This is a genomic window from Pseudomonas sp. TCU-HL1 (genome assembly GCF_001708505.1).
GTDB lineage: Bacteria > Pseudomonadota > Gammaproteobacteria > Pseudomonadales > Pseudomonadaceae > Metapseudomonas.
The window spans coordinates 3,935,661-3,960,322 of record NZ_CP015992.1; the positions used below are offsets into that span (position 1 = coordinate 3,935,661).

Below are 24,662 nucleotides of genomic sequence, written 5' to 3' on the forward strand. Positions count from 1 at the left end.
GTGCTCCGCAGAAATGGGCCTCGATCGAAGGTCGAGCAGTATACCCGCGGCGTCCGGCCAGTTCACCCCTCGAACCTTGTGCCGCCTGCCGCGCCCAACCCGCCGTCCGAGATTCCGATTCTCCCCATGATGCAATTCGTCCTGCTTCTGCTCCCCTTGCTGGCCAGCCTGGCCCAGGCCGCCCCTCAAAGCGTGCTGCAACGCCCTGTCGAGTTGGACACTGGCACCGGCATCCTGCGGGGTACCCTGCTTCGCCCGAAAACCGGCGAGCCCATGCCCGTAGCGCTGATCATCGCCGGTTCCGGCCCGACCAACCGCGATGGCAACAACCCGCTTGGCGGGCGCAACGACAGCCTGAAGAAGCTCGCCCAACTGCTGGCACGAAACGGCGTCGCCAGCGTGCGTTACGACAAGCGAGGCATAGCCGGCAGCTACGACGCGGGCGCGGACGAACGCCAGCTCAGCATCGAGCTCTACGCCCAGGATGCGGCGGCGTGGGGCCAGCACCTGAAACAGGACCCACGTTTCTCTCGACTCATTCTTATCGGCCACAGCGAAGGCGCGCTCATCGCCAGCCTCGCGGCACAGGCCGCGAACGCCGATGCCCTGGTCAGCATTGCCGGCAGCGCCCGCCCCATCGACCAGTTGCTGCGCGATCAGCTGCATAGCCGGCTGCCGCCTCCCCTGCTGGCACAGAGCGAGGTCCTGCTCGCCAGTCTGCGGGCCGGCCAAACGGTGGCCGAGGTACCGCAACCGCTGCAAGTGCTGTTCCGACCCAGTGTCCAGCCCTATCTGATCTCCCTGTTCCGCCAGAACCCGGCGCAGGTTTTCGGCCAACTGCGGATACCCGCACTCATCCTCCAGGGCAGCCACGACATCCAGGTCAGCGTCAGCGACGCCGAGCAGCTCAAGGCCACCCGGCCCGATGCCCAGTTGGCGATCATCGCTGGCATGAACCACATGCTGCGCATCGTGCCCATGGACATGGAGCAGCAACTGGCGTCTTACCGTGACCCCAAGCTCCCCCTGGCCCGGGAGCTGGGCGAGCGCCTGCTGGCCTTCATCCAGTCGCTGCCTGACTCCAGAAATGCAGAAAGCCGCCGATAAGGCGACAGAATCTGTGGGAGATCTCGCCTGACACCGGCGATTGCGTACAGAATCCGGACTGACGTACCACATCCATCGTCATATGCGTTTACCAGGTACATCCCCATGACTGAAGGCCCAGCCGAGCAGCAGAACGCCGAAGTAGCCGAACCCCAACCCCACCCATGGGCGGAGCTGGCACCTGAGCATTTCGAGCTGCTGCGCCTCGCGCCCTTGCCCATCGACCGCCACACGGGTACGCGGCCACTGCGTTTTGTCGAGCTCGGTCGAGTGGAGCGGCACAACCTGGAGCAAAGCCTGCTGCGGCTGGTTGTCCGGACACAGGGACAGAAGGTCCGCAAGGAGCAGAACATCCTGGAAATCTGGGCGGACCATCGCAACAAGGAAGTCCGCCTCGGCCCGGACAGCGGCCTGTACCTGGAGCCGCAGAATCGGGGCCTGGGGCGATTTCTGCTGGGCCAAGGCATTGCCTGGGCCACGCAACGCTGGGCGCACTACCGGGTCGAGGGCGGCGCCCTGCCAGCCAAGGACGCCCTGGACAACGAAATGCGCCTGCGGCGCGACCATGTCCTCAAGGCCCAGGGTTTCGAGATCACCTACCAGGACAACTTGCAGTTGAAGGCCAGCTACGGTGCCGGCCGGGTCAGCGAGTTGCACGGCGACTGGCACCGCGAAAAGGTGCAGCGGGTGGGGCTAGTGGATGCCGCCGCCATGCTGGAGCAGGCCGACCAGAACCTGCACAGCCAAGAGGTGGAGATTCGCAAGCTGGAGGAACGGATCGCCACCTACAAGCGCGAGGACAGCGGCCTGCGCTTCACCATCGCCTGCCTGGTGGCCTTCGCGGTGTTCCAGGCCGGCCTGTTGATCTGGATCACCACCCACTGATCCTGGCGGTCAGGGGTTGACCCGCGAACGGAACAGCGCCTGGTGCTCCCGGCACTGCCTGGCGCTGAGCATGAAGACGCCGTGGCCGCCGTGCTCGAAGTCCAGCCAGAGGAAGTCCACTCCCGGATAGAGCGCCTCCACGTGCACCTGACTGTTACCCACCTCAACGATCAGCAGCCCCATCTCGGTCAGGTGATCAGCCGCCTCGGCCAGCATCCGCCGAACCAGATCCAGCCCGTCATTGCCGCAGGCCAGACCCAGCTCGGGCTCGTGGTGGTACTCGACGGGCATGTCGGCAAAGTCTTCGGCATCCACATAGGGCGGGTTGGAGACAATCAGGTCGAAACGCTGCCCCGGCAGCCCCTCGAAACCATCGCCCTGCACGGTGTAGACGCGCTCTTCCAGGCCATGCCGCTCAATGTTCAGGTTGGCGACTTCCAGCGCATCGAAGGACAGATCGCCCAGCACCACCTCGGCTTCGGGGAACGTGTGAGCGCAGGCGATACCGATGCAGCCCGAGCCCGTGCAGAGATCGAGGATGCGCGAAGGCTCCTGGGGCAGCCAGGGCGCGAACTGCTGCTGGATCAGCTCGGCAATGGGCGAGCGCGGCACCAGCACCCGCTCATCGACCACGAAGGGCATGCCACAGAACCAGGCTTCGCCCAGCAGGTAGGCCACCGGTACGCGCTCATCGATACGGCGACGCAGCAACTCGCGCAGGTGGGCGCACTCGTCCTCCTCCAGGCGGCAGTCCAGGTAGCTGTCGGCGATCTCGTACGGCAGGTGCAACGCGCCCAGCACCAACTGGCGAGCTTCATCCCAGGCGTTGTCGGTGCCGTGACCGAAGAACAGGTTTTCAGCATGGAAACGGCTGACAGCCCAGCGGATGTAATCACGCAGGGTGCGCAGGCGGGATTCGGACACGTCGGCTACCTCAGAAAACGGACCATCGATTCTAGCACCCCTGCCCCTTCGCGGCAGCTCGTGGCGGCGACGAGCGGATGCCCGCACATTCACCCGGATCGGCGCTGCAGGCCGCATGGCGGCGGCCCGCCAGGGTCCCGACCGGCAACTCGACCTTGGTCCATGGTTCACTTATTTCGCCGCAGGGCAGACAATAGTGGCCATGTCGTACCTGGAGATTCGCATGTCCGCCCCGAAATCCATGTTCCAGCTCAGTGGCCGCGGCTATCCGCCGGCCAGCCTGAACAACGCCACCCTGGTGATCATCGATGCCCAGGAGGAGTACCGCAGCGGTGTCCTCGCCCTGCCCGGCCTCGACGCCGCCCTCGGCGAGATTGCCAGCCTGCTCGCCGCCGCCCGCGCGATGGGTAGCGCCATAGTCCATGTGAAACACTTGGGCGTCCCCGGCGGCATCTTCGACCCCCGCGGCGAACGCGGCGAGCACCTGCCCGAAGCCGCTCCCCTGCCCGGCGAGATCGTGGTCGAGAAGCGCCTGCCCAATGCCTTCGCCGGCACAGACCTGCACGACCGCCTGCAAGCGATTGGCCACCTGGACCTGATCGTCTGCGGCTTCATGACCCACTCCAGCATCAGCACCACGGTCCGCGCCGCCAAGGACTATGGTTATCGCTGCACGTTGGTGAGTGCAGCCTGCGCGACTCGCGACCTGCCGACCGTCGATGGCGGCGTCATCAGCGCGGACGAAATGCACCGTGTCGAGGTGATCGCCCTCGCCGACAACTTCGCCAGCGTGGTGCCGCAGGCCAAGGCGCTTATCTAACGAAGCGTCGATGCATCCCGCGACATCCGCGAGGGGGCGTGACCGGAACCCCGCCAGTTGGCGCCGGTCATACCCCGATCAAGCAAGAGGACGTCCGGATGAAGTTTTCCGATGGTTTCAATGCCCGCCGCCTGCGCCCACGACGCCCAGGTAGCTGGCGCTGGCGGTTCGCAGCGGCCCTGGCCGCGCTCTGCGCCGGCTTCGGCGTCATGCTGGCGATGGCCGGCAGCGCCACGCTGCTGGGCCGCCCTCCAGCCCTTGGCCCACTCAACGACAGCACCGGCGCCGCTATCGTGCTGCTGCTTTTCGGCCTGCTGCTCCTCTGGATCGGTGTACTTGCCTGGCGCCTCTGCCGACGTCGTTCGCGGCGGCGCAACGGCCTCAGCATGTCTCCTCACCTGATGAAGAAACGCGAGTGAACCTGGCGCGGGTCATTTGGGTAAACTAGCCACCCTTCGCGGAGGCCTGTATGCAAGACGAAGCCCAGAAAGACGACGAAAGTTCCCTGTTTTCCATGGAAATGCGCGGCGTGAAGCGCATCCAGAATGACCGTGCCGATACCGGCAAGGTGCGCGCCGACCAGAAGCAATTGGCCAATCGCAGACAGAACGCCACCTTGAGCGTCACCAACGTCAAGGTCGATGGCCTCTCTGACCAGTTCGTCATCGACGTCGGCGCCGAAGACGACCTGCACTGGGCCCGCGACGGTGTGCAGGAAGGTCAGATGCGCAAGCTCAAGCAGGGTCAGATCGGCTTCGAGGGCAGCCTCGACCTGCATGGCATGAGCGTGGAGAAAGCCCGCGAAACCCTCTGGGACTTCATCGCCGAAGCCACTCGCTTCGAAGTGCGCTGCGTACGCGTGACCCACGGCAAGGCGGCCCGCCTGGATGGCAAGCGACCGCTGATCAAAAGCCACGTCAACACCTGGCTGCGCCAACACCCGCAGGTGCTCGGGTTCACATCCTGCCTGCCGAAGCACGGCGGCACTGGCGCGGTGTACGTGATGCTGCGCCGAACCATGCTCGAGGGCCGCGACGAGTGAAACACCCGGCTCCGGGACCCGCCTTCGGCGCAACCCGCCCTTGCCAGCCGCCCCGTCGCGCCCTACCCTGCGCATTTGCGTAAATCCCCACAGGAATTTCCATGTCCCTGGAACAGCATTACACCGCGATCCTCGGCCAGCTCGGCGAGGATGTCTCCCGTGAAGGCCTGCTCGATACCCCGAAGCGTGCCGCCAAGGCGATGCAGTACCTCTGCCGCGGCTACCAGCAGACGCTGGAAGAAGTCACCAACGGCGCCCTGTTCAGCTCCGACAACAGCGAAATGGTGCTGGTGAAGAACATCGAGCTGTACTCGCTCTGCGAACACCACCTGCTGCCGTTCATCGGCAAGGCCCACGTGGCCTACATCCCCAACGGCAAGGTGCTGGGCCTGTCCAAGGTCGCGCGCATCGTCGACATGTTCGCCCGTCGCCTGCAGATCCAGGAAAACCTCAGCCGCCAGATCGCCGAAGCCGTACAGCAGGTCACCGGCGCCCTGGGCGTGGCCGTGGTCATCGAAGCCCAGCACATGTGCATGATGATGCGCGGCGTGGAGAAGCAGAACTCCTCCATGGTCACCTCGGTCATGCTCGGCGAGTTCCGCGAGAACGCCGCCACCCGCAGCGAATTCCTCAGCCTGATCAACAACTGAGTTTCGCTCCCAATAAAAAGCCGGCTTGCGCCGGCTTTTTATTGAACCAGGAAACCTCAGTCGAACATGCCCACATGGCGGGGATGGCTGGCCACACGGTCCAGCCAGGCCAGCACGGCCGGATAGCCCGACAAGTCGAAACCACCCTCGTGGGCCACATGGGTGTATGCGTACAGCGCGATGTCGGCGATGGAGTACTGGTCGCCCACCAGATACGGCGTGCGCTGCAGCTGCTTCTCCATCACTTTCAATGCCTTGTGCCCGCGCACCTGGCAGACCTTGTATTCCTCCAGGCGATCTTCCGGCATGCCTTGGTAGAGCTGGATGAAACGCGCCACCGCCACATAGGGCTCATGGCTGTACTGCTCGAAGAACTGCCACTGCAGTACCTGGGTACGCAGACGCGGCTCAGCGGGTAACAGTTCGCTGCCGTCAGCGAGGAAATTCAGGATGGCATTGGACTCCCAGAGCGTGGTGCCGTCTTCCAGCTCCAGCACCGGGATCTTGCCGTTGGGGTTCTTTTCCAGGAACTCGGGGCGCTGGGTTTCACCCTTCAGGATGTCCACCGGCACCCACTGGTACGGCAGGCCGAGCAGATTGAGGATCAGCTTGACCTTGTAGCAGTTGCCCGACTTGTAATCGCCGTAGACCTTGTACATCACTCCCCTCCTCTGTGATCAGGCAGCCTCGGCCGCCTGAGCCTGACGGATGACGCCTGCAAGCCGCTTCAGCCCTTCGCCCAGGCGCTCGGGCGCCACATGGCTGAAGTTGAGGCGCAGGTGACCCGGATGCTTGTCCGGATCGATGAAGAACGGCTCGCCCGGCATGAAGGCCACGTTCTGCTCCAGCGCGGGCTTGAGCAGGGTACGGGTGTCCAGCGGCTGCTTCAGGGTCAGCCAGAAGAACAACCCGCCCTGGGGAATCTCCCAGGTGGCCAGCTCGCCGAAATGCTCCTCCAGTGCAGCCTGCATGGAATCTCGGCGAACGCGGTAGAAGTCGCGCAGCTCTGCCAGGTGCTGGCGGTACTGCTCGGTGCCGAACCACTGCAGTGCCTGCCATTGGCCGATGCGATTGGTGTGCAGGTCGGCGGACTGTTTCAGGCGCAGCAGGTGCGGGAACAGGTCCGGCGTGGCGATCAGGAAGCCCACACGCAGGCCCGGCAGCAGGGTCTTGGACACGGTGCCGGTGTAGATCCAGCTGGCCTTCTTCAGGCGGCTGACGATGGGGGTGGCGCTGCCTTCGTCGAATACCAGCTCACGGTAGGGTTCGTCTTCGATCAGGGTGACGCCAAACTCGTCCAGCAGCGCGGCGACCGCGTCACGCTTGGCTTCGCTGTAGCGGGTGCCGGACGGATTCTGGAACGTCGGAATCAGGTAGGCGAAGGCCGGCTTGTGCTGCTCCAGGCGCTGGCGCAGGGCCGCGAGTTCAGGGCCATCGGCCTCCTGGGGTACGGCGATGCAGTCGGCACCGAACAGCTGGAAGGCCTGCAAGGCCGCCAGGTAGGTCGGCGCTTCCAGCAGCACTTCGGTGCCCGGATCGATGAACAGCTTGGACGCCAGGTCCAGGGTCTGCTGGGAGCCGCTGACGATCAGCACCTGGCTTGCCTCGCACGGCACGCCAAGGGCACGGGCTTCGGCGGCGATGGCTTCACGCAGCGCCGGCTCGCCTTCGCTCATGCCGTACTGGCCCATGCTCGCCGGCATCGCATCCCAGCCCACCTTCGGCAGCATCGGCTCGGCTGGCAGGCCTCCGGCGAAGGACATCACTTCCGGACGCTGGGCGGCGGCAAGGATTTCGCGGATCAGGGAGCTTTTCAGGCGGGCGATGCGTTCAGAGAAGGCCATGGATTGTCACCGGGTGCGGAAGCGAGGAAATTAAGTCAAACTGCTTGACCGAAACTACGACGACCGCAGCGGAAACGTCAATATGCTTGACCTGAAAAATTCCACCATTCAGCAGGCCGCCATGGAAGCCTTCTTCTTCGGCTACCAGGCCTTCACCAGCAAGCCGGACGAGATCCTCGCCCGCCGTGGCCTGTCGCGCGTGCACCACCGCATCCTGTTCTTCATCGCCAAGTATCCGGGGCTGAGCGTCAAGCAATTGCTGGGCTATCTGGGTGTGACCAAGCAGGCGCTGAACACCCCGCTGCGCCAGCTGATCGAGATGAAATTGGTCGAAAGCGTGGCGGCGGACGACGATAAGCGCAAGCGCCTGCTGGGCTTCACCAGCGAAGGGGCGAAACTGGAGCAGGCCCTGCGACGGGAGCAGGCACGCCTCCTGCGACGCGCCTTTGGGGAGGCCGGGGAAGAAGCCGTGCGTGGCTGGCTGGCAGTCAACCAGGCCCTGTGCACGGCCCGACAAAACGAAGCCGCCGAAGGCTAGGCGTCAGGCTGCAATTCCCGCGCCCCACGGAAAAACACCAGCATCATGGCCACATTGCCGGCGATCAGAGGCAGCAGGCCCAACAGCATCAGCACGATGGTGGCCATCATGATGCCGCCCACCAGGTTGAGCCACGCCATGACCCGAAACGCCGGATAGGCGTTCTGAACCTTCAACAGGCGCACCGCCAGCCAGGCGGTCAGGGCACCGAGCAAGGCGATCACCGTGAAGTAGATCACCATCGGCCAGCCCGGTTCGGTACTGGCATCGCCCATCAGGAAATCCATCACCTCGACTCCCAGGCTGCCGATGACAACCGCCCAGACCGGCGGCGCCAGGGCCTCGGCTGAGAAACGCGCCTCGGCGAACAGCTTGAAGCGGATCAACAGGTAGCAACCCAGCAAGGTCAGGGCCACGCCGAGCCAGTCGGACAGCCGGGTCATCCGCTCGTCCTCCGTGGCCCCTGCGGCCACCGCCAGCCCGGTCAGGGTCACGGTGCCTACCACACAGACCAGGCTCAGCCAAGCCAGCAGCCTGAGCTGGCCCGGCGTCCAGCCATTCATCTGGCGCGGCCGGACGTCTTCCACCAGGTCGACCCGGGGGGCGGCATAGGGGTTCTCATCCATGTGCGTCACTCCAGGCCGGGAAAGCATCACAGTAGCCGCAGATCCCCGAGGTGCCAACCAACTGTATCGCTCAACGCGCGTATCGCTGTATCGGGACGTTGCAAGCCACCTGGCCTTAGTCTGCGGACACAACGACAAGGTGACCGCCATGAGCCTGGAACTGATTTTTGCCTTCATCCTCTTCGCCTTCGTCACTTCGGTGACGCCCGGCCCCAACAACATGATGCTGCTGGCCTCCGGCGTGAACTTCGGCGTTCGCCGCAGCCTGCCCCACATGCTCGGCATCAGCCTCGGCTTCATGGTGCTGGTGATGTCCGTGGGCCTGGGCCTGTCACAGGTGTTCCAGCAGGTTCCCGAGCTCTACACCGCACTGCGCTACATCGGCGCAACCTACCTGCTCTACCTCGCCTGGAAGATCGCCGGCTCCGGCGCACCGGACGAAGCCAACACCGAGAAGCGCCGCAAGCCCTTCACCTTCCTGCAGGCGGCAGCCTTCCAGTGGGTCAATCCCAAGGCCTGGGTCATGGCAATCGGCGCCATTACGACCTATACCCCGCAGGACAACTTCGTGGTCAACGTGGTGTTGATCGCCGCCCTCTTCGCCCTGATCAACTGCCCCAGCGTCGGGCTCTGGACGGTGGCCGGCAGCCTGATGCGCCGCTGGTTGTCCAATCCACGCATACTGCGCCTGTTCAACATCGGCATGGCCCTGCTGTTGGTGGCCTCGCTCTACCCCATCCTGGTCGACGTCAACGGAAAGATCTGATGACCCCAAGTTCGGATACCCCGGCCAACCCGCCACGCCTGCGCCCTCTGGCGGACTCGTCGCCCTCCGCCGTGGTGGCGGGCTTCATCGCCATGCTCACCGGCTACACCAGCTCCCTGGTGCTGATGTTCCAGGCCGGCCAGGCCGCAGGTTTGAGCAATGCGCAGATTTCTTCCTGGATCTGGGCGCTGTCCATTGGCATGGCCGTGACCACCATCGGCCTGTCCCTGCGCTACCGCACACCCATCGTGGTCGCCTGGTCCACCCCTGGCGCCGCGTTACTCATTACCAGCCTGTCCGGGGTGAGTTATGGCGAAGCCATCGGCGCCTTCATCGTCTGCGCCGCCCTGCTGGCCCTGGTGGGCCTGACCGGCGGCTTCGAACGTTTGATGCGTCGCCTGCCCGCCTCCCTGGCGGCCGCCCTGCTGGCCGGTATCCTGTTCAAGATCGGCAGCGAAATCTTCATCGCCGCCCAGCATCGCACCGCGCTCGTACTGTCGATGTTCTTCAGTTACCTGGTATTCAAGCGCCTGCAACCACGCTATGCCGTGCTGGCGGCGCTGCTGGTGGGCTGCGTGATGGCAGCGGCGCTGGGACTGCTGGACTTCAGCGGTTTCCAGTTCGCCCTGGCCGAACCGGTGTGGACCGCCCCGGAGTTCTCAGTCACTGCGGTGATCAGCATCGGCATCCCGCTGTTCGTGGTGGCCATGGCTTCGCAGAACATCCCTGGTATCGCCGTGCTGCGTGCCGATGGCTATCACGTGCCAGCCTCGCCGCTGATCTCGGTCACCGGCATCGCCTCCCTGGTGCTGGCGCCCTTTGGCTCCCACGGCATCAACCTCGCGGCCATCAGCGCCGCCATCTGCACCGGTCCCCATGCCCATGAGGACCGCAGCAAGCGCTATACCGCTGCCGTCTGGTGCGGGATCTTCTACGGCGTTGCCGGCACCTTCGGCGCCACCCTGGCGGCGCTGTTCGCGGCACTACCCAAGGAGCTGGTGCTATCCATAGCCGCGCTGGCGTTGTTCGGCTCCATCAGCAATGGCCTGACCGCGGCCATGCAGGAACCCAGGGAGCGGGAAGCGGCGCTGATCACCTTCATGGTCACGGCCTCGGGCATGACCCTGCTGTCCATCGGCTCGGCCTTCTGGGGCCTGATCGCCGGGGTGCTGACGCTGTTGATCCTTAACGTGGAAAGCGGCAAGGACAAATGAAAAAAGCGCCAGTTGGCGCCTTTCTCTTTCCTGAATGGCAGATGCGTTTCCTGACATTCCGCCCGTTGGGTTTCGTTCCTCTGCCCAACCTAACGCCAGTTCCTGGCCCCGGTTCAGATCGCGGTGGCACCACCATCCACCGCCAGTGCGTGGCCGGTGGTGAAACCTGCGGCATCGCAGCAGAGATAGAGCACGGCCGCAGCGATTTCCTCCACCTTGCCGATGCGCCCCACCGGATGCATGGCGGCCGCGAATTCGCCTTTCTTCGGGTCGGCCTCGTAGGCGCGACGGAACATATCGGTGTCGATCACCGCCGGGCACACGGCATTCACCCGCACTTTCTTCTTCGCGTACTCGACGGCCGCCGACTTGGTCAGGCCGATCACGGCGTGTTTGGAAGCGGCGTAGATACTCATCTTCGGCGCCGCGCCCAGGCCCGCAACCGAAGCGGTGTTGACGATGGCACCACCACCCTGGGCTAGCAGGAGCGGAATCTGGTGCTTCATGCACAGCCAGACGCCTTTTACGTTGACCCCCATGATCGCGTCGAACTCCGACTCGCTGCCCTCGGCCAGCTTGCCTTTCTCGATCTCGATGCCGGCGTTGTTGAAGGCATAGTCCAGACGACCATACGCGGCGACCGTGCCTTCCATCAGCGCCTGGACCTCGGCTTCGCGGGTCACGTCGCAACGGATGAAGCGGGCATCGCCACCGGCCGCGCGAATCAGCTCCACCGTGCCTTCGCCGCTGGCGACGTCCACGTCGGAAACCACCACCTTCAGACCCTCGGCAGCGAACGCCAGGGCAGTGGCGCGGCCGATACCGTTAGCGGCGCCGGTCACCAGGGCAACCTGGCCGGAGAACTTCATGCTCATCTGTGCATCCTCGACGGGAATGGAAACTGTCGCGAAGTCTAGTCAGTCGCCCCGCCCCGGCGTCAGCATCATCAAGGCTCTGGTGGACACACCATCCAGAGCGATGATGAACCGGGCTAGCCGGAATCACCCGGATTCATGGCAACCCATTCGGGCCGAACACTGGGCTTGCCCCTGACCAGCCGGCGGACTATCACCAAGGCTTTCTCTTTCGGAGTGCTGCCATGTCCCTGCTCAATCGCCAGTTCCTGCTCGCCCAACGCCCGGTCGGCCCGGCCACCCGCGAAACCTTCTCCTATGTGGAATCCCCGGCTGGCGACCCCACTGACGGCCAGGTGCTGGTTGAAAACCTGTACCTCTCGCTGGACCCGGCCATGCGCGGCTGGATGAACGACGCACGCTCCTACATCCCACCGGTTGCAATCGGTGAAGTGATGCGAGCCCTGGGCGTTGGCAAGGTGGTGGCCTCGCAGCATCCCGACTTCAAGGCGGGCGACCATGTTTGCGGCGTCGTCGGCGTGCAGGACTACTTCCTGGGCGAACCGCGGGACTTCCAGCAGGTGGACCCGAACCGCGCGCCCCTGCCCCTCTACCTCTCGGCACTGGGCATGACCGGCATGACCGCCTACTTCGCCCTGCTCGATGTCGGCCAACCCCAGGCCGGGGAAACGGTGGTCATCTCCGGCGCCGCCGGTGCGGTGGGCAGCGTTGCCGGACAGATCGCGCGGATCAAGGGCTGCCGCGTAGTGGGCATCGCCGGCGGCGCCGACAAGTGCCGCTACCTGATGGAAGAACTGGGCTTCGACGGCGCCATCGACTACAAGGCGGAGAACCTCCACGCGGCCCTCAAGCGTGAATGCCCCAAGGGTGTGGACGTTTACTTCGACAACGTCGGCGGCGACATACTCGACGCCGTGCTCACCCGCATCAACCGCAAGGCGCGCATCGTCATCTGCGGCGCAATCAGCCAGTACAACAACAAGGAAGCGGTGAAAGGCCCGGCGAACTACCTGGCGCTGCTGGTGAACCGCGCACGCATGGAAGGCATGGTGGTGTTCGACTACGCGCCGCGCTTCGGCGAGGCGGTCAGGGACATTGCCGGCTGGTTGGCCAGCGGCGAGCTGAAGAGCAAGGAAGACGTGGTGAGCGGGCTGGAAACCTTCCCGGAAACCCTGGGCAAGCTGTTCAGCGGGGAAAACGTCGGGAAGCTTGTGCTGAAAGTACGCTGATCGGCGCAAACGGTGCGCTGCCGAGGTCAGCGCACCGCCAGTATCAGGCCAACTCGGCGACGACGGCGGCCAGGGCCTTCGTCGGATCGGCAGCCTGGCTGATCGGGCGACCGATCACCAGATAGTCGGAGCCGGCGTCCAGCGCCTGACGTGGAGTGAGGATTCGACGCTGGTCGTCCTGGGCGCTTCCCGCCGGGCGAATGCCCGGAGTCACCAGTTGCAGGCGCGGATAGGCGGACTTGAGGTCGGTGGCCTCCTGGGCGGAGCAGACCAGGCCATCCATGCCGGCCTTGTCGGCCAGGCCCGCCAGACGCAGCACCTGTTCCTTGGGCTCGATGTCCAGGCCGATACCGGCAAGGTCTTCGCGCTCCATGCTGGTGAGCACGGTCACGCCAATCAGCAGCGGCTTGGGCCCGTTGAACTTGTCCAGGGTCTCGCGGCAGGCCGCCATCATGCGCAGGCCGCCGGAGCAGTGCACGTTGACCATCCACACGCCCATCTCGGCAGCGGCCTTCACCGCCATGGCGGTGGTGTTGGGGATGTCGTGGAATTTCAGATCGAGGAAGACCTCGAAGCCGCGGTCACGCAGGGTCGAGACGATTTCCGCCGCGCAGCTGGTGAACAGCTCCTTGCCCACCTTGACCCGGCACAGCCTGGGGTCCAGTTGGTCGGCCAACCGCAGGGCGGCTTCGCGGGTGGGGAAGTCGAGGGCGACAATGATCGGCGTCTGACAGGCGGACATGGGGAAATCTCATACGAATCGGAAACGGCGCGCATTGTAGCGGAAGCCGGCGCGCGCCGCTTCTCCAGCACTCAAACCAGGTGGTCGAGGGCAAACGCGGTCATGAAGCCCGCCAGGGTGATCAAACCGGTCCAGGCGTGCGTGCTCTCGAATGCTTCAGGGATCAGGGTATCCACCAGCATGCAAAGCACCGCACCCGCCGAGAAGCCCAGGGCGAAGGCCAGCCAGTGGGGCGGGAGGTCGGCGAGCAGGCCCGGTCCGGCCATGGCCGCCAGCCCCGACAGCAGTGCAATGACGCCCCAGAGGCCGAATACCACCCAGCCACTGCGCTGTTCTTCACGCAGGCCAGCAGCGCTGGCCAGGCCCTCGGGCAGGTTGGCGAGGAAGATGGCCACCAGCATCAGCAGGCTGACATCTCCGCCATCCAGCAGGCCCAGCCCCAGGCCAAGGGATTCGGGAATCCCGTCGAGGAAGGCGCCGACCGCGATCAGCAAGGCCACCATGCTGCCGCCACTACCGGCCTTGCCCCTGTGGTGCTGCTCCAGACGGTCGAGGTACTGGCTGGCCAACACGAAGACAACGCCACCGGCCATCAGCCCTGCAAGAGTGGGCCAGAGGCCACCGATGCGCTCAGCCTCGGGAATCTGCCCGAAGCACAGGGCCGCGACCAGCACACCACTGCCATAGGCCATGATCGAGGCCACTACTTTCTGCGGCAGTCTGGCGAAGAATCCGATGGCGGCGCCCAGAATCAGGCTACTGGCGGCCAGCCAGCCCCAAAGGCCGGCCTGGATGGTGACGGGTATCTGCACGAAGTCCTCCTTGATCGACGCGCCAGGTTTGACGGCGCAAGCTCCGCGCCCAGCCTATCGGTCCAGCAGCCGTTCCAGCAACCAGCTGGCCGCCGGCCCCAGGGGACGTTGCCGCGACCAGACCACATCCACGGCCTGGCTACGTGGCCAACCGGGCACCTGCAACTCCTTCAAGCGACCATTGGCGTACCCGCTGACCAGCCAGCGCGGCAGCTCCGCCCAGCCGAAACCGTTGCTGGCCATTTCCAGCAGCATCAGGTAACTCGGCGCGGACCAGCAGCGGCCACCGCTGTATGGCAGACCGTCGTCCACCGCCAGGGCGTCACCCAGGGTGTTCAGACGCAGCAGGCGCCAAGCAGCCAGGTCGCTCTCGCGGACGTCCGGCCGCTGCGCCAGTGGATGGTCGAGGGCCACGAACAGACCGAAATCGGCGCGCTCGGCCACGGTCGCCGAACCCAGCTCTGGCGGGTAGCTACCCTGCGCGGCCAGCAGGCCGAGGGTAGCCCGTCCCTGGGCGACCAGCTCGATCACATCCTGATGCTCGGCAATCAGGCATTCGAACTCGAGGTCGGGGTAGCGCTGATCCAGCTCGGCCAGACGCTCCTCGTACTGTGCCGACTGATAGGCATCCGACAGCGCCAGACTGACCCTGGGCTCCAGCCCGCCAGCCAGCTGGGCCGCGGCGTGCTGCAAGCGGTCGGAGGCCGCGAGGATATCTCCGACCCGCCCCAGCAACACCCGACCCGCCTCGGTCAGTTGCGACTGGCGACTGCTGCGGTCGAAGAGTTCCAGACCGAGGTCGATCTCCAGTCGGGCGATCGCCTCGCTGATGGTGGACTGGCTTTTGCCCAGCTTGCGCGCGGCAGCACTGAAGGAGCCGAGGGCAACGGACTGGGCGAAGGCCTCAAGGGATTCAGGGGAGTAGTTCATATCGGTTTTCCCGATGGCATCTCACTTAACCCTATCCCATCGACCGATGAGAATACAGGCCACCCCTTCATGCCGAGCCTGGAGAGCACCATGACCCGGACCACCACCACCGCCCTGAACAAGTCGCTCAAGGAGCGAGTCTTCCATGCCTTGGCCTTCGAGGGCCTGGCTGTGCTGCTGACCGCACCGGTACTGTCCCTGGTACTGGGCAAGTCGCTGGCGCACATGGGTGCGCTGACCCTGATGTTCTCCACTGTGGCGATGCTCTGGAACATGCTTTTCAACAGCCTCTTCGACCGCGCCCAGCATCGCCTGGGATTCCAGCGCACGCTGCCGGTACGCGTCGCCCACGCGCTGCTGTTCGAGCTCGGGCTTATCCTGGTGCTGGTGCCGCTGGCGGCCTGGTGGCTGTCGATCGGGCTGATCGAGGCCTTCGTGCTGGATATCGGCCTGCTGCTGTTCTTCCTGCCCTACACGCTGGCTTTCAACTGGACGTACGACGCACTTCGCGCTCGCCTGGTGGAAGGCCGGCCGGAGAAGACCGCCGGGTGCAGCGCCCGCTGAGGCCGGCATCGAAATGAACAATTCTCGGGAACGTGGAAAGGCGCGCACAATCGAATAGAGTAATGACCCTTTCCGCAGGAGATCATCATGCCTTGGTATGCCTGGCTGATACTGGTTCTGGCCATCGGTTCCATCGTCGGCAGCCTGATGCTGTTGCGCGACACGGCGAAGAAACTGCCGCTGACCGAAGAGCAACTCAAGCGCGTCCGCGAGCGCAATGCCGAGATGGATGCCAAGGAAGCCAAGGACCGCTGACCTCGTGCAGTTTCCCGATCACCGGACTGCGGCATCGCCACAGGGAGGCGGCATGCCGCTCCATCTGCAACGGCTGTTCCCGCTGATCGTCCTCGCACTTGGCCAGGGGCTGGGCGGCGTGCAGGTGAGCGCCCTGTTGGCGGGCGTCGCCTATGCCGGCTGGGTCTTCTCCGAACGCCAGCTGCCGGTCCATATCTGGCTGCCGGTCGCCCTGCTCGCTTCCGTAGCGCTCGCCGCACATCTGGTGCCAGGTTTCAGCCCCCTGCCCCTGGAAGAACCACGCCGCATCAGTCCGGATGCGCCGCCCTATGTGTTGCGCCTGTCCTGGGACAAGCTCCTGGTGGGTATGACCTTGCTGGCCTGGTGGCTGGGCCGCCCACCACAGCCCGCACCGTCGCCACAGCGGGCCTGGCCCGTGGTGCTGGCAACCTTGCTGGTGGTTCCGTTGCTGGCGCTGGCGTCAGGGCTGGTGGCCTGGCAACCAAAGTGGCCGGACATGCTCTGGCAATGGCTCGCCGTCAACCTGCTGGCCACGGTGCTGGCGGAAGAACTGGTATTTCGCGGGCTGCTGCAACCGGCGCTGACTGCCCGGCTGGGCGCGCGCCATGGCGTGCTGCTCACGGCGATACTGTTCGGCGCCGCGCACATTCCCTTCAGCCCGCTGTTCGCGCTATTGGCAGGCGTTGCGGGGCTGGGCTACGGCCTGGCCTTCCACTACAGCGGTCGGCTTTCAGTGGCTGTGGCCCTGCACCTGGGAGTCAATCTCTGCCATCTGTTACTGCTGAGCTACCCGTTGCGGCTGGCCTGACGACCACGCCGTAGCGCCCGAAAATCCGCTGCAGGCGACCCTCGGCGCGCAGTTTCTCCAGCAGCGCGGAAAATTGCTCGGCACTGATGGGGGCCGCCGGCCGCAACAAGGCATGGTGGTGATAGCGCTGGTCCAGTCGGCTACTGGTGAGGAAGCTACCGGCCTGCTCCGGGTGCTGCTCCAGGTACGCGCTCAAATAGGAACGGGTCATCAGGGCGATGTCCGCCCGCTCCCTCAGCAGCATCCGCAGGTTGCTGTCGTGGGAATAGGAAAGCTTTGCGTCGAACTCGCGCTGCAGGAACTCGGGGTCGGCATTGAATCCGGCAAAACCGTAGTGGTAGCCGTTGTAGAGCGCCAGACGCTTGCCGGCCAGCTTGCTGAAGTAGTGTTCACCACGCCCGGGTCGAGCCTTGGCGACGAAGATTTCCGCGTCTTCCAGTCCCATGTCGATACGAGCGCCAGGAATGCCTTGCCATCCCCAGTCCGGATTCTCGAACACGACCAGATCAACCCGCCCTTCCTGGAAGTCGCGGAAGCGCCGGGGGATGGCGGTGGGGCGCAGCACGAAACGGTAATCCGTCTGCAGCCCGTTGAGCACTTCCAGCAATTCCGCAAGCAAGCCACCCGGCTCGCCCGACTCTGCCTTGAAGACGTAGGGAGGAAACGGCGCGCCGGCAACCTTCACGGTCTGCGACGCCATTGTGGGCGCGGAAATCAGCAGGACCACGGAAAACCACAACATCTTCAGCGAAGCGCGCCTGCAACCATCCATTTCTACAACTGCTCCCTGCAGCTAACGGCCGTGCGCAGCAGCCTACGTGATTAATGCTTCAGCTTTTCAGCCACCCCGGGCGTACTGTGACGGAGTTCACACTCACCCCTGGACGTCCTTGATCACCAGGGACAAGGCTTGTTCGGCCAACTGGTCGAGGCTCATCGGCCCTTCGGGCCGGAACCAGGTCGTTGACCAGCTCAGTGCCCCGGTGAGAAACCGGCGCAGGATGAACGGGTCGGCGGTGAAGTAGCCTTCTGCCCTCGCCTCGCCAAGCACCTCCAACCACAGCTGCTCGTAGCTTTCCCGCAGCTGGAGGATATGGGCCTGGCCCTCCCCCGACAGCGAGCGCCATTCATACACCAGCACCGCCATGGCTTCCCCGGTGCCCCCCATGATGGATTGGAGCTCGCAGCGAATCAGCGCCAGCACACGACCACGCAGGTCATCAGCCTCCGCGAGGGACGCGCGCATCAGCGCGGTGTTGTAGAGGACGGTTTCCTCCATCACCGAACGCAGGATCTCATCCTTGCTCTTGAAGTGGTGGAAGATGCTGCCGGACTGGATACCTACCGCGCTGGCCAGGTCGCGCACCGTGGTGCGCTCGTAGCCTTTGCTACGGAACAGGTGGGCGGCGGTCTGCAGCAGCTTGCCGCGGGCACTTTCAGGGTCGGTGATCTGGCCACTGGCAACCAGTTCCTGCATCACCGCCTGGGCTTTTTCGTCGTCAAGGCTCATTGGTTTCCCCGCTGCGGTCAGCCATTCCAACTTAAGAATGGTTCGCAAGTCTCTGTCTTGATTAATGAAATCTATGCTGGCCAATGCGCCCAAGCAAGCGCTCGGGTAAAAAAGAGCTTGTCGGGCACTTTTCAACCAAGCGCTTGCTTGGTAGTGTTCAATCCATCACCCAACAGTGCTGCGGAATACTCCAATGACAAGAACCGTACGCATCGGCTGCGCCTCCGCCTTCTGGGGCGACACCTCCACCGCCGCCGCCCAACTGGTGCAGGGCGCCAAGCTGGACTACCTCGTCTTCGATTACCTGGCCGAGATCACTATGTCGATCATGGCCGGCGCGCGCCTGAAGGACCCGGACGCTGGCTTCGCCACCGACTTCGTCGAGGTGCTGGCGCCACTGCTTCCTGAAATCGCCGGGAAGAAAATCCGCGTGATCAGCAATGCCGGCGGGGTCAATCCCGTTGCCTGCGCCAGCGCCCTGGCAGCCGCCTGCGAGAAGGCCGGCGTAACGCTGAAGATCGCCGTCCTGCATGGCGACAACCTGCAACCCAGGCTCGGCGAACTGGCCAAGGCCGGCATCCGTGAAATGTTCAGTGACGCCCCGCTCCCGCCCCTGTGCGTGTCGGTCAACGCCTACCTGGGCGCGCCGGGCATCGTGGCCGCGCTGGAACAGGACGCCGACATCGTCATCACCGGCCGGGTAGTGGACAGCGCCGTGGTCAGCGCCGCCCTGGTCCATGAGTTCAACTGGTCCTGGGAGGATCACGACAAGCTCGCCCAAGCCGCCCTCGCCGGCCACCTGATCGAGTGCGGCGCCCAGTGCACCGGCGGCAACTTCACTGATTGGGAGTCGGTGCCGGATTACGAACACATCGGTTTCCCCATCATCGAGGTGGAAGCCGACGGCAGTTTCTGCGTGACCAAGCCAGACGGTTCCGGCGGCCTGGTCACGCCTTTCTCGGTCGGCGAGCAGATGCTCTACGAGATAGGCGACCCGCGCGCCTATCTGCTCCCCGACGTGGTCTGCGACTTCACTCGCGTCACCCTCGAGCAGGCCGGCCCGGACCGTGTGCGCGTGCTGGGCGCCCGTGGGCTGGCTCCGACACCGCAATACAAGGTCAGCGCCACCTACCCCGATGGCTTCCGCTGCACCGCCAGTTGCCTGCTGGCGGGCATCGATGCAGTCAGGAAAGCCGGGCGGGTCAGCCGCGCGATCATTGCCAAGACCGAAGAGATTTTCGCCGGGCGCGGCTGGGGTCCCTACCGCGACGTGAACATCGAACTGCTGGGCAGCGAGGCCACCTACGGCCCCCACGGTCAAAGGACGGACAGCCGCGAAGTCGTGGTCAAGATCGCCGTCAGTCATAGCCGCAAGGATGCCCTGGTCCTGTTTTCCCGCGAGATCGCCCAGGCCGCCACCGGCATGGCGCCGGGCCTGACCGGCATCGTGGGCGGCCGCCCCACTGTCTACCCGGTGATCCGCCTGTTCTCCTTCCTGGTGGACAAGTCCGCTTGCCATCTCGAAGTGGAACTGGATGGCCAGCGCAGCACCTGCGACCTGCCGCAGTTGCACGGTTTCGACGTTGCGGCCCTGGCCGACGCCCTTCCGCCCCCCGCCGCCGAAGGCCAGGCCAGCGCCAGTGTTCCGCTGGTGAAGCTGGCGGTGGCGCGCTCCGGCGATAAAGGCAACCACAGCAATATCGGCGTCATGGCGCGCAAGGCGGAGTACCTGCCCTGGATCGCCGAAGCCCTGACGCCGGAAGCCGTGGTCGACTGGATGGGGCACGTGCTCGATCCGCAACTGGGTCGCGTGGCCCGCTGGTACCTGCCGGGCAGTCATAGCCTCAATTTCCTGCTGGAGAACGCCCTCGGCGGCGGCGGGGTCGCCAGCCTCCGCATCGACCCGCAAGGCAAAGCCTTCGCCCAGCAACTCCTGGAATTCCCGGTGCCGGTGCCCAAGGCCCTGGCCGACAGCCTCTGAGGACGCAATCCATGGCATACGACTCGGTATTCAAGCCCGGCCTGTTCAGCGGCCAGACCATCATGGTCACCGGCGGCGGCAGCGGCATCGGCCGCTGCACTGCCCACGAACTGGCGGCCCTGGGCGCCCACGTGGTGCTGGTCGGCCGCAAGCCGGAGAAGCTGGAAAAGACCGCAGGCGAGATCATCGAAGACGGCGGCGTCGCCAGCTGGCAGGCCTGTGACGTCCGCGACGAAGACGCGGTGAAGGCCATGGTGTCCACGGTCCTGGCCGAGCGTGGCGCCATCCACCACCTGGTCAACAACGCCGGCGGCCAATACCCCGCCCCGCTCGCCTCGATCAACCAGAAAGGTTTCGAGACCGTGATCCGCACCAACCTGGTCGGCGGCTTCCTGGTGGCGCGCGAAGTATTCAATCAGGCCATGAGCAAGACCGGCGGCAGCATCGTCAACATGCTCGCCGACATGTGGGGCGGCATGCCCGGCATGGGCCATTCCGGCGCCGCCCGCGCCGGGATGGAGAACTTCACCAAGACCGCCGCTGTCGAGTGGGGTTACGCAGGCGTGCGGGTCAACGCCGTGGCGCCCGGCTGGATCGCTTCCAGCGGCATGGACACCTACGAAGGCGCCTTCAAGGCCATCATCCCGACCCTGCGCGAACACGTGCCGCTCAAGCGCATCGGCAGCGAGTCGGAAGTGGCTGCCGCCATCGTCTTCCTGCTCTCCCCCGGCGGCGCCTTCATCAGTGGCAACACCATCCGCATCGACGGCGCGGCCAGCCAAGGCAGCCGCGCCTTTCCCCTGGCCAAGGCCAGGCCGGGCCAGAGCAAGGCCTACAACGGCTTCCACCGGGCCTACCTGCCCGACGTGCTGAAGGATCAAGAATAATGGCCGTGATCCAATCCGAACTCGACGCCCAGGGCGAAGACTTCGCGAAGAACCGCGAGGCCATGCTCGCCGCCATCGCCAGCTTCCGCGAGATCGAACAGAAGGTGCTGGACAAGGCTGCCGAGTCCAGGCCGAAGTTCGAGAAACGCGGCCAACTGCTGCCCCGCGAACGCCTGAACCTGCTGCTGGACCCGGGCAGCCCCTTCCTTGAACTCTGCTCCCTGGCCGGCTTCAAGCTGCATGACGACAAGGACGGCACCCAGGCCGGCGGCGGCATCATCGCCGGCATCGGCTACATCTCCGGCATTCGTTGCCTGATCAGTGCCAGCAACAGTGCCATCAAGGGTGGAACCATATCCCCCACCGGGCTGAAGAAGACCCTGCGCCTGCAGCAGATCGCCATGGAGAACAAACTGCCGCTGGTGGCCCTCACCGAAAGCGGTGGCGCCAACCTCAACTACGCGGCGGAAATCTTCGTCGAGGGCGCGCGCGGCTTCGCCAACCAGGCACGGATTTCCGCCATGGGCATCCCCCAGCTGACCGTGGTGCACGGTTCCAGTACTGCTGGCGGCGCCTATCAGCCTGGGCTGTCGGACTACGTGATCGTGGTACGCGGCAAGGCCAAGATGTTCCTCGCCGGCCCGCCCCTGCTGAAGGCCGCCACCGGTGAAGTGGCCACCGACGAACAGCTGGGCGGCGCCGAAATGCACGCCCAGGTGGCCGGTACCGCCGAGTATCTGGCCGAGAACGACGCAGACGGCCTGCGCCTGGCCCGCGACATCCTCGCCATGCTGCCCTGGAATGCCCAACTGCCGGCCCGCGCCAAACCCGAGTGGCGCGAACCGCTGTACAGCGCCGAAGAGTTGCTCGGCGTGGTCCCGGCGGACCCGAAGAAGCCTTACGACGTGCGCGAGATCATCGCCCGCATCGCCGATGGCTCGGAGTTCCTCGACTTCAAGAACGAGTTCGACAACCAGACCGTCTGTGGCCACCTGCGCATCGAAGGCCGGCCCTGCGGCCTGATCGGCAACAACGGCCCCATCACCCCCCAGGGGGCGGCCAAGGCGGCGCAGTTCATCCAGCTCTGCGAGCAGGCCAATGTACCGCTGCTGTTCCTGCACAACACCACCGGTTTCATGGTCGGCACCGAATCCGAACAACTCGGCGTGATCAAGCACGGCTCGAAGATGATCCAGGCCGTGGCCAACGCCCGCGTGCCCAAGCTCACCCTCGTGGTGGGCGGATCCTACGGCGCCGGCAACTACGCCATGTGCGGTCGCGGCCTGGACCCGCGCTTCATCTTCGCCTGGCCCAACAGCCGCACCGCCGTGATGGGAGGCGCCCAGGCCGGCAAGGTGCTGCGCATCGTCACCGAGGAAAAGCACGCCAAGGAGGGCAAGGAGCCCGACCCGAAGATGCTCGACATGCTCGAACAGGTGACCGCGCAGAAGCTCGACAGCCAGTCCACCGCCCTCTACGGCACCGCCAGCCTCTGGGATGACGGTCTCATCGACCCCCGTGACAGCCGCAGGCTGCTGGGCTATCTGCTGGATATCTGCGCGGAGGCCGACGCCCGCCCGCTCAAGGCCAACAGCTTCGGCGTGGCCCGGTTCTGACCGCGACGCACCCTTCCGGATCTCGGTGCGCACGGCGCACCCTACAAGGAGAACAAGAAAGATGATCTTCACCCAGGAACACGAAGAACTTCTCCGCACGGTGCGCAATTTCGTCGACAGGGAGATCAATCCCCATGTCGACCAGTGGGAAAAGGAAGGCCGTTTCCCGATCCACGACATCTTCAAGAAGGCCGGCGAGCTGGGGCTGCTGGGCATCTCCAAGCCGGAGAAGTTCGGCGGCATGGGCCTGGACTACAGCTACTCGATCGTCGCCACCGAAGAGTTCGGCACCATCCACTGCGGCGGCATCCCGATGGCCATCGGCGTGCAGACCGACATGTGTACCCCGGCCCTGGCGCGCTTCGGCTCCGATGAGCTGCGCGACGAATTCCTGCGCCCGGCCATCACCGGCGAAATGGTCGGCTGCATCGGCGTTTCGGAAGTGGGCGCCGGCTCGGACGTCGCCGGGATGAAGACCACCGCCCGCAAGGATGGCAGTGACTACGTGATCAACGGCAGCAAGATGTGGATCACCAACTCCCCCAGCGCCGACTTCATCTGCCTGCTGGCCAACACCTCGGACGACAAGCCCCACGTCAACAAGTCACTGATCATGGTGCCGATGAACACCCCCGGCATCACCCTCAGCGCCCACCTCGACAAGCTCGGCATGCGTAGCTCGGAAACCGCCCAGGTGTTCTTCGACAACGTCCGCGTGCCGCAGCGCTACCGCATCGGCCACGAGGGCGCGGGCTTCATGATGCAGATGCTGCAGTTCCAGGAAGAACGCATGTTCGGCGCTGCCAACATGATCAAGGGCCTGGAGCACTGCGTGGACGTCACCATTGACTACTGCAAGGAGCGCAAGACCTTCGGCAATCCGCTGATCGACAACCAGGTGATCCACTTCCGCCTGGCCGAGCTGATGACCGAGATCGAAGCCTTGCGCGCCCTGGTCTACCAGGCCGTGGAGCTCTACGTCAGCGGCAAGGATGTCACCCGCCTCGCCTCCATGGCCAAGCTCAAGGCCGGCCGCCTCGGCCGCGAAGTCACCGACGCCTGCCTGCAGTACTGGGGCGGCATGGGCTTCATGTGGGACAACCACGTCTCCCGCGCCTACCGCGACACCCGCCTGGTGTCCATCGGCGGCGGTGCCGACGAAATCATGCTGGGCATCATCTGCAAGCTGATGGGCATCCTGCCGGGCAAGAAGAAGGGCTGATGCCATGACCCTGCCGAACTGCAAAACCCTGCTGCTGGAACAGGCTGGTGGCGTACTCCACATCACCCTGAACCGGCCGGACAGCCGCAACGCCATGAGTCTGGCCATGGTGGAAGAACTGCGTGCGGTGCTGGCCGCCGTACGTGGTGACGCCGGCGTGCGCGCCCTGGTGCTGCGCGGTACCGGTGGGCACTTCTGCGCCGGTGGCGACATCAAGGACATGGCCAGCGCCCGCGCCGCTGGCAGCGATGCCTACCGCAACCTGAACCGTGCCTTCGGCAGCCTGCTGGAGGAAGCCCAGACGCAGCCGCAGGCACTGGTCGCTGTGCTGGAAGGCGCGGTACTGGGCGGCGGCTTCGGCCTGGCCTGCGTTTCGGACATCGCCATCGCCCTTGCCGACGCCCAGTTCGGTCTGCCGGAAACCAGCCTCGGCATCCTGCCGGCGCAAATCGCGCCTTTCGTGGTCAAGCGCATCGGCCTCACCCAGGCACGCCGCCTGGCCCTGACCGCCGCGCGCTTCGACGGCAGCGAAGCCCTGCGCCTGGGGCTGATCCACTTCGCCGAAGCCGACACCGCGGCCGTGGAGCAGCGCCTGGCCGAGAGCCTGGAGCAGGTCCGCCGCTGCGCTCCAGGCGCCAACGCCCGAACCAAGGCATTGCTGCTGGCCACGGAAAACGAACCCCTCGGCGCCCTGCTGGACAGCGCCGCCGAGCAGTTCGCCGCTGCCGTGACGGGCGCGGAAGGCACCGAGGGCACCCTGGCGTTCGTACAGAAACGCAAGCCCACCTGGGCGCAGTGAGCCTTTACTCCCTCTC

28 protein-coding genes are annotated in these 24,662 nt (G+C 65.1%); 18 read left to right on the forward strand and 10 right to left on the reverse strand.

Annotation, left to right across the window (positions count from 1 at the left end; genetic code table 11):
- Window positions 1-126 precede the first annotated feature (126 nt).
- Both THL1_RS18265 and THL1_RS18270 read left to right on the forward strand, forming a co-directional pair.
- Complete coding sequence (locus THL1_RS18265) at window positions 127-1,107, forward strand: alpha/beta hydrolase (RefSeq protein ID WP_069084542.1); 981 nt, start codon at window positions 127-129, stop codon at window positions 1,105-1,107.
- Between the two features lie 105 nt (window positions 1,108-1,212).
- Window positions 1,213-1,992, forward strand: coding sequence for a hypothetical protein (locus tag THL1_RS18270; protein WP_069084543.1), 780 nt, complete (start codon window positions 1,213-1,215; stop codon window positions 1,990-1,992).
- 9 nt (window positions 1,993-2,001) lie between these two features.
- Here the strand turns inward: THL1_RS18270 and prmB are convergent, their stop codons facing one another.
- On the reverse strand, window positions 2,002-2,916 hold the full coding sequence (prmB, locus tag THL1_RS18275) for a 50S ribosomal protein L3 N(5)-glutamine methyltransferase (protein WP_069084544.1): 915 nt from the start codon (window positions 2,914-2,916) through the stop codon (window positions 2,002-2,004).
- A gap of 223 nt (window positions 2,917-3,139) precedes the next feature.
- On the opposite strand from prmB, the gene THL1_RS18280 reads away from it, so the two are divergent.
- The 4 genes from THL1_RS18280 to folE all read left to right on the forward strand — a co-directional run bounded on the left by THL1_RS18280 (window position 3,140) and on the right by folE (window position 5,428).
- The gene (locus THL1_RS18280) at window positions 3,140-3,736 is read left to right on the forward strand and encodes a cysteine hydrolase family protein (protein WP_069084545.1); all 597 of its coding nucleotides are present in this window, start codon (window positions 3,140-3,142) and stop codon (window positions 3,734-3,736) included.
- A 98-nt stretch (window positions 3,737-3,834) separates the two neighbouring features.
- Window positions 3,835-4,155 (forward strand): hypothetical protein, encoded by a 321-nt coding sequence (locus THL1_RS18285; protein WP_069084546.1) that lies wholly within the window; start codon window positions 3,835-3,837, stop codon window positions 4,153-4,155.
- A 50-nt stretch (window positions 4,156-4,205) separates the two neighbouring features.
- Window positions 4,206-4,778 carry a Smr/MutS family protein gene (locus THL1_RS18290; RefSeq protein WP_069084547.1) on the forward strand — a complete coding sequence of 191 codons (573 nt, stop codon included), beginning with the start codon at window positions 4,206-4,208 and terminating at the stop codon, window positions 4,776-4,778.
- Between the two features lie 101 nt (window positions 4,779-4,879).
- The gene (folE, locus tag THL1_RS18295; RefSeq protein WP_004422399.1) at window positions 4,880-5,428 is read left to right on the forward strand and encodes a GTP cyclohydrolase I FolE; all 549 of its coding nucleotides are present in this window, start codon (window positions 4,880-4,882) and stop codon (window positions 5,426-5,428) included.
- A 56-nt stretch (window positions 5,429-5,484) separates the two neighbouring features.
- Here folE and THL1_RS18300 read toward each other — a convergent pair whose 3' ends face one another.
- Complete coding sequence (locus THL1_RS18300; RefSeq protein ID WP_069084548.1) at window positions 5,485-6,087, reverse strand: glutathione S-transferase family protein; 603 nt, start codon at window positions 6,085-6,087, stop codon at window positions 5,485-5,487.
- A gap of 18 nt (window positions 6,088-6,105) precedes the next feature.
- Complete coding sequence (locus tag THL1_RS18305) at window positions 6,106-7,272, reverse strand: PLP-dependent aminotransferase family protein (protein ID WP_069084549.1); 1,167 nt, start codon at window positions 7,270-7,272, stop codon at window positions 6,106-6,108.
- Window positions 7,273-7,354: 82 nt separating this feature from the next.
- Between THL1_RS18305 and THL1_RS18310 the strand changes: the two genes are divergently transcribed.
- Complete coding sequence (locus THL1_RS18310; RefSeq protein WP_069084550.1) at window positions 7,355-7,810, forward strand: MarR family winged helix-turn-helix transcriptional regulator; 456 nt, start codon at window positions 7,355-7,357, stop codon at window positions 7,808-7,810.
- Here the strand turns inward: THL1_RS18310 and THL1_RS18315 are convergent.
- Complete coding sequence (locus THL1_RS18315) at window positions 7,807-8,436, reverse strand: hypothetical protein (RefSeq protein ID WP_069084551.1); 630 nt, start codon at window positions 8,434-8,436, stop codon at window positions 7,807-7,809. The two genes, THL1_RS18310 and THL1_RS18315, sit on opposite strands and share 4 nt — an antisense overlap.
- A gap of 148 nt (window positions 8,437-8,584) precedes the next feature.
- Between THL1_RS18315 and THL1_RS18320 the strand changes: the two genes are divergently transcribed.
- Both THL1_RS18320 and THL1_RS18325 read left to right on the forward strand, forming a co-directional pair.
- Window positions 8,585-9,202: a LysE family translocator gene (locus tag THL1_RS18320; protein WP_069084552.1), complete on the forward strand. Its 618-nt coding sequence runs from the start codon at window positions 8,585-8,587 to the stop codon at window positions 9,200-9,202.
- Window positions 9,202-10,416: a benzoate/H(+) symporter BenE family transporter gene (locus tag THL1_RS18325; protein WP_069084553.1), complete on the forward strand. Its 1,215-nt coding sequence runs from the start codon at window positions 9,202-9,204 to the stop codon at window positions 10,414-10,416. The genes THL1_RS18320 and THL1_RS18325 overlap by 1 nt, the downstream gene beginning before the upstream one ends.
- A 113-nt stretch (window positions 10,417-10,529) precedes the next feature.
- Here THL1_RS18325 and THL1_RS18330 read toward each other — a convergent pair whose 3' ends face one another.
- The gene (locus tag THL1_RS18330; protein WP_069084554.1) at window positions 10,530-11,291 is read right to left on the reverse strand and encodes an SDR family oxidoreductase; all 762 of its coding nucleotides are present in this window, start codon (window positions 11,289-11,291) and stop codon (window positions 10,530-10,532) included.
- Between the two features lie 224 nt (window positions 11,292-11,515).
- Between THL1_RS18330 and THL1_RS18335 the strand changes: the two genes are divergently transcribed.
- Window positions 11,516-12,520, forward strand: a complete 1,005-nt coding sequence (locus THL1_RS18335) for an NADP-dependent oxidoreductase (RefSeq protein WP_069084555.1) — start codon at window positions 11,516-11,518, stop codon at window positions 12,518-12,520.
- A 43-nt stretch (window positions 12,521-12,563) separates the two neighbouring features.
- Here THL1_RS18335 and pyrF read toward each other — a convergent pair whose 3' ends face one another.
- The 3 genes from pyrF to THL1_RS18350 all read right to left on the reverse strand — a co-directional run bounded on the left by pyrF (window position 12,564) and on the right by THL1_RS18350 (window position 15,004).
- Window positions 12,564-13,262 (reverse strand): orotidine-5'-phosphate decarboxylase, encoded by a 699-nt coding sequence (gene pyrF, locus THL1_RS18340; protein WP_069084556.1) that lies wholly within the window; start codon window positions 13,260-13,262, stop codon window positions 12,564-12,566.
- A 71-nt stretch (window positions 13,263-13,333) separates the two neighbouring features.
- Window positions 13,334-14,074: a ZIP family metal transporter gene (locus THL1_RS18345; RefSeq protein ID WP_083245943.1), complete on the reverse strand. Its 741-nt coding sequence runs from the start codon at window positions 14,072-14,074 to the stop codon at window positions 13,334-13,336.
- Between the two features lie 54 nt (window positions 14,075-14,128).
- Window positions 14,129-15,004, reverse strand: a complete 876-nt coding sequence (locus tag THL1_RS18350) for a LysR family transcriptional regulator (RefSeq protein ID WP_069084557.1) — start codon at window positions 15,002-15,004, stop codon at window positions 14,129-14,131.
- Window positions 15,005-15,094: 90 nt separating this feature from the next.
- On the opposite strand from THL1_RS18350, the gene THL1_RS18355 reads away from it, so the two are divergent.
- The 3 genes from THL1_RS18355 (at window position 15,095) to THL1_RS18365 (ending at window position 16,631) form a co-directional block, all read left to right on the forward strand.
- Window positions 15,095-15,568, forward strand: a complete 474-nt coding sequence (locus tag THL1_RS18355; protein WP_069084558.1) for a multidrug/biocide efflux PACE transporter — start codon at window positions 15,095-15,097, stop codon at window positions 15,566-15,568.
- A gap of 87 nt (window positions 15,569-15,655) precedes the next feature.
- The gene (locus tag THL1_RS18360; protein WP_069084559.1) at window positions 15,656-15,823 is read left to right on the forward strand and encodes a DUF2897 family protein; all 168 of its coding nucleotides are present in this window, start codon (window positions 15,656-15,658) and stop codon (window positions 15,821-15,823) included.
- 52 nt (window positions 15,824-15,875) lie between these two features.
- The gene (locus THL1_RS18365; RefSeq protein WP_069084560.1) at window positions 15,876-16,631 is read left to right on the forward strand and encodes a CPBP family intramembrane glutamic endopeptidase; all 756 of its coding nucleotides are present in this window, start codon (window positions 15,876-15,878) and stop codon (window positions 16,629-16,631) included.
- Here the strand turns inward: THL1_RS18365 and THL1_RS18370 are convergent.
- Both THL1_RS18370 and THL1_RS18375 read right to left on the reverse strand, forming a co-directional pair.
- Entirely contained in the window at window positions 16,582-17,403 is an 822-nt protein-coding gene (locus THL1_RS18370) for a substrate-binding periplasmic protein (protein ID WP_069084561.1), read from the reverse strand. The genes THL1_RS18365 and THL1_RS18370 overlap by 50 nt on opposite strands.
- Before the next feature lie 102 nt (window positions 17,404-17,505).
- Window positions 17,506-18,141 (reverse strand): TetR/AcrR family transcriptional regulator, encoded by a 636-nt coding sequence (locus tag THL1_RS18375; RefSeq protein WP_193791641.1) that lies wholly within the window; start codon window positions 18,139-18,141, stop codon window positions 17,506-17,508.
- Window positions 18,142-18,334: 193 nt separating this feature from the next.
- On the opposite strand from THL1_RS18375, the gene THL1_RS18380 reads away from it, so the two are divergent.
- The 5 genes from THL1_RS18380 to atuE all read left to right on the forward strand — a co-directional run bounded on the left by THL1_RS18380 (window position 18,335) and on the right by atuE (window position 24,646).
- A complete protein-coding gene (locus THL1_RS18380) occupies window positions 18,335-20,122 on the forward strand; it encodes an acyclic terpene utilization AtuA family protein (protein ID WP_069084562.1) in 1,788 nt (595 codons plus the stop codon).
- Window positions 20,123-20,133: 11 nt separating this feature from the next.
- Window positions 20,134-21,009 (forward strand): SDR family oxidoreductase, encoded by an 876-nt coding sequence (locus tag THL1_RS18385; protein ID WP_069084563.1) that lies wholly within the window; start codon window positions 20,134-20,136, stop codon window positions 21,007-21,009.
- Window positions 21,009-22,625 carry a geranyl-CoA carboxylase subunit beta gene (gene atuC / locus THL1_RS18390; RefSeq protein ID WP_069084564.1) on the forward strand — a complete coding sequence of 539 codons (1,617 nt, stop codon included), beginning with the start codon at window positions 21,009-21,011 and terminating at the stop codon, window positions 22,623-22,625. The genes THL1_RS18385 and atuC overlap by 1 nt, the downstream gene beginning before the upstream one ends.
- A 61-nt stretch (window positions 22,626-22,686) precedes the next feature.
- Window positions 22,687-23,847: a citronellyl-CoA dehydrogenase gene (gene atuD, locus THL1_RS18395; RefSeq protein WP_069084565.1), complete on the forward strand. Its 1,161-nt coding sequence runs from the start codon at window positions 22,687-22,689 to the stop codon at window positions 23,845-23,847.
- Window positions 23,848-23,851: 4 nt separating this feature from the next.
- Complete coding sequence (gene atuE / locus THL1_RS18400; RefSeq protein WP_069084566.1) at window positions 23,852-24,646, forward strand: isohexenylglutaconyl-CoA hydratase; 795 nt, start codon at window positions 23,852-23,854, stop codon at window positions 24,644-24,646.
- Window positions 24,647-24,662: the final 16 nt, after the last annotated feature.

What these genes read in the sequence shown, in the direction of transcription:
- THL1_RS18265 (WP_069084542.1), top strand. Translation starts at nt 127, where the DNA reads ATGATGCAATTCGTCCTGCTTCTGCTCCCCTTGCTGGCCAGCCTGGCC.
- THL1_RS18270 (WP_069084543.1), top strand. Translation starts at nt 1,213, where the DNA reads ATGACTGAAGGCCCAGCCGAGCAGCAGAACGCCGAAGTAGCCGAACCC.
- THL1_RS18280 (WP_069084545.1), top strand. Translation starts at nt 3,140, where the DNA reads ATGTCCGCCCCGAAATCCATGTTCCAGCTCAGTGGCCGCGGCTATCCG.
- THL1_RS18285 (WP_069084546.1), top strand. Translation starts at nt 3,835, where the DNA reads ATGAAGTTTTCCGATGGTTTCAATGCCCGCCGCCTGCGCCCACGACGC.
- THL1_RS18290 (WP_069084547.1), top strand. Translation starts at nt 4,206, where the DNA reads ATGCAAGACGAAGCCCAGAAAGACGACGAAAGTTCCCTGTTTTCCATG.
- folE (WP_004422399.1), top strand. Translation starts at nt 4,880, where the DNA reads ATGTCCCTGGAACAGCATTACACCGCGATCCTCGGCCAGCTCGGCGAG.
- THL1_RS18300 (WP_069084548.1), bottom strand. Translation starts at nt 6,087, where the DNA reads ATGTACAAGGTCTACGGCGATTACAAGTCGGGCAACTGCTACAAGGTC.
- THL1_RS18305 (WP_069084549.1), bottom strand. Translation starts at nt 7,272, where the DNA reads ATGGCCTTCTCTGAACGCATCGCCCGCCTGAAAAGCTCCCTGATCCGC.
- THL1_RS18310 (WP_069084550.1), top strand. Translation starts at nt 7,355, where the DNA reads ATGCTTGACCTGAAAAATTCCACCATTCAGCAGGCCGCCATGGAAGCC.
- THL1_RS18315 (WP_069084551.1), bottom strand. Translation starts at nt 8,436, where the DNA reads ATGGATGAGAACCCCTATGCCGCCCCCCGGGTCGACCTGGTGGAAGAC.
- THL1_RS18320 (WP_069084552.1), top strand. Translation starts at nt 8,585, where the DNA reads ATGAGCCTGGAACTGATTTTTGCCTTCATCCTCTTCGCCTTCGTCACT.
- THL1_RS18325 (WP_069084553.1), top strand. Translation starts at nt 9,202, where the DNA reads ATGACCCCAAGTTCGGATACCCCGGCCAACCCGCCACGCCTGCGCCCT.
- THL1_RS18330 (WP_069084554.1), bottom strand. Translation starts at nt 11,291, where the DNA reads ATGAGCATGAAGTTCTCCGGCCAGGTTGCCCTGGTGACCGGCGCCGCT.
- THL1_RS18335 (WP_069084555.1), top strand. Translation starts at nt 11,516, where the DNA reads ATGTCCCTGCTCAATCGCCAGTTCCTGCTCGCCCAACGCCCGGTCGGC.
- pyrF (WP_069084556.1), bottom strand. Translation starts at nt 13,262, where the DNA reads ATGTCCGCCTGTCAGACGCCGATCATTGTCGCCCTCGACTTCCCCACC.
- THL1_RS18350 (WP_069084557.1), bottom strand. Translation starts at nt 15,004, where the DNA reads ATGAACTACTCCCCTGAATCCCTTGAGGCCTTCGCCCAGTCCGTTGCC.
- THL1_RS18355 (WP_069084558.1), top strand. Translation starts at nt 15,095, where the DNA reads ATGACCCGGACCACCACCACCGCCCTGAACAAGTCGCTCAAGGAGCGA.
- THL1_RS18360 (WP_069084559.1), top strand. Translation starts at nt 15,656, where the DNA reads ATGCCTTGGTATGCCTGGCTGATACTGGTTCTGGCCATCGGTTCCATC.
- THL1_RS18365 (WP_069084560.1), top strand. Translation starts at nt 15,876, where the DNA reads ATGCCGCTCCATCTGCAACGGCTGTTCCCGCTGATCGTCCTCGCACTT.
- THL1_RS18370 (WP_069084561.1), bottom strand. Translation starts at nt 17,403, where the DNA reads ATGGATGGTTGCAGGCGCGCTTCGCTGAAGATGTTGTGGTTTTCCGTG.
- THL1_RS18375 (WP_193791641.1), bottom strand. Translation starts at nt 18,141, where the DNA reads ATGAGCCTTGACGACGAAAAAGCCCAGGCGGTGATGCAGGAACTGGTT.
- THL1_RS18380 (WP_069084562.1), top strand. Translation starts at nt 18,335, where the DNA reads ATGACAAGAACCGTACGCATCGGCTGCGCCTCCGCCTTCTGGGGCGAC.
- THL1_RS18385 (WP_069084563.1), top strand. Translation starts at nt 20,134, where the DNA reads ATGGCATACGACTCGGTATTCAAGCCCGGCCTGTTCAGCGGCCAGACC.
- atuC (WP_069084564.1), top strand. Translation starts at nt 21,009, where the DNA reads ATGGCCGTGATCCAATCCGAACTCGACGCCCAGGGCGAAGACTTCGCG.
- atuD (WP_069084565.1), top strand. Translation starts at nt 22,687, where the DNA reads ATGATCTTCACCCAGGAACACGAAGAACTTCTCCGCACGGTGCGCAAT.
- atuE (WP_069084566.1), top strand. Translation starts at nt 23,852, where the DNA reads ATGACCCTGCCGAACTGCAAAACCCTGCTGCTGGAACAGGCTGGTGGC.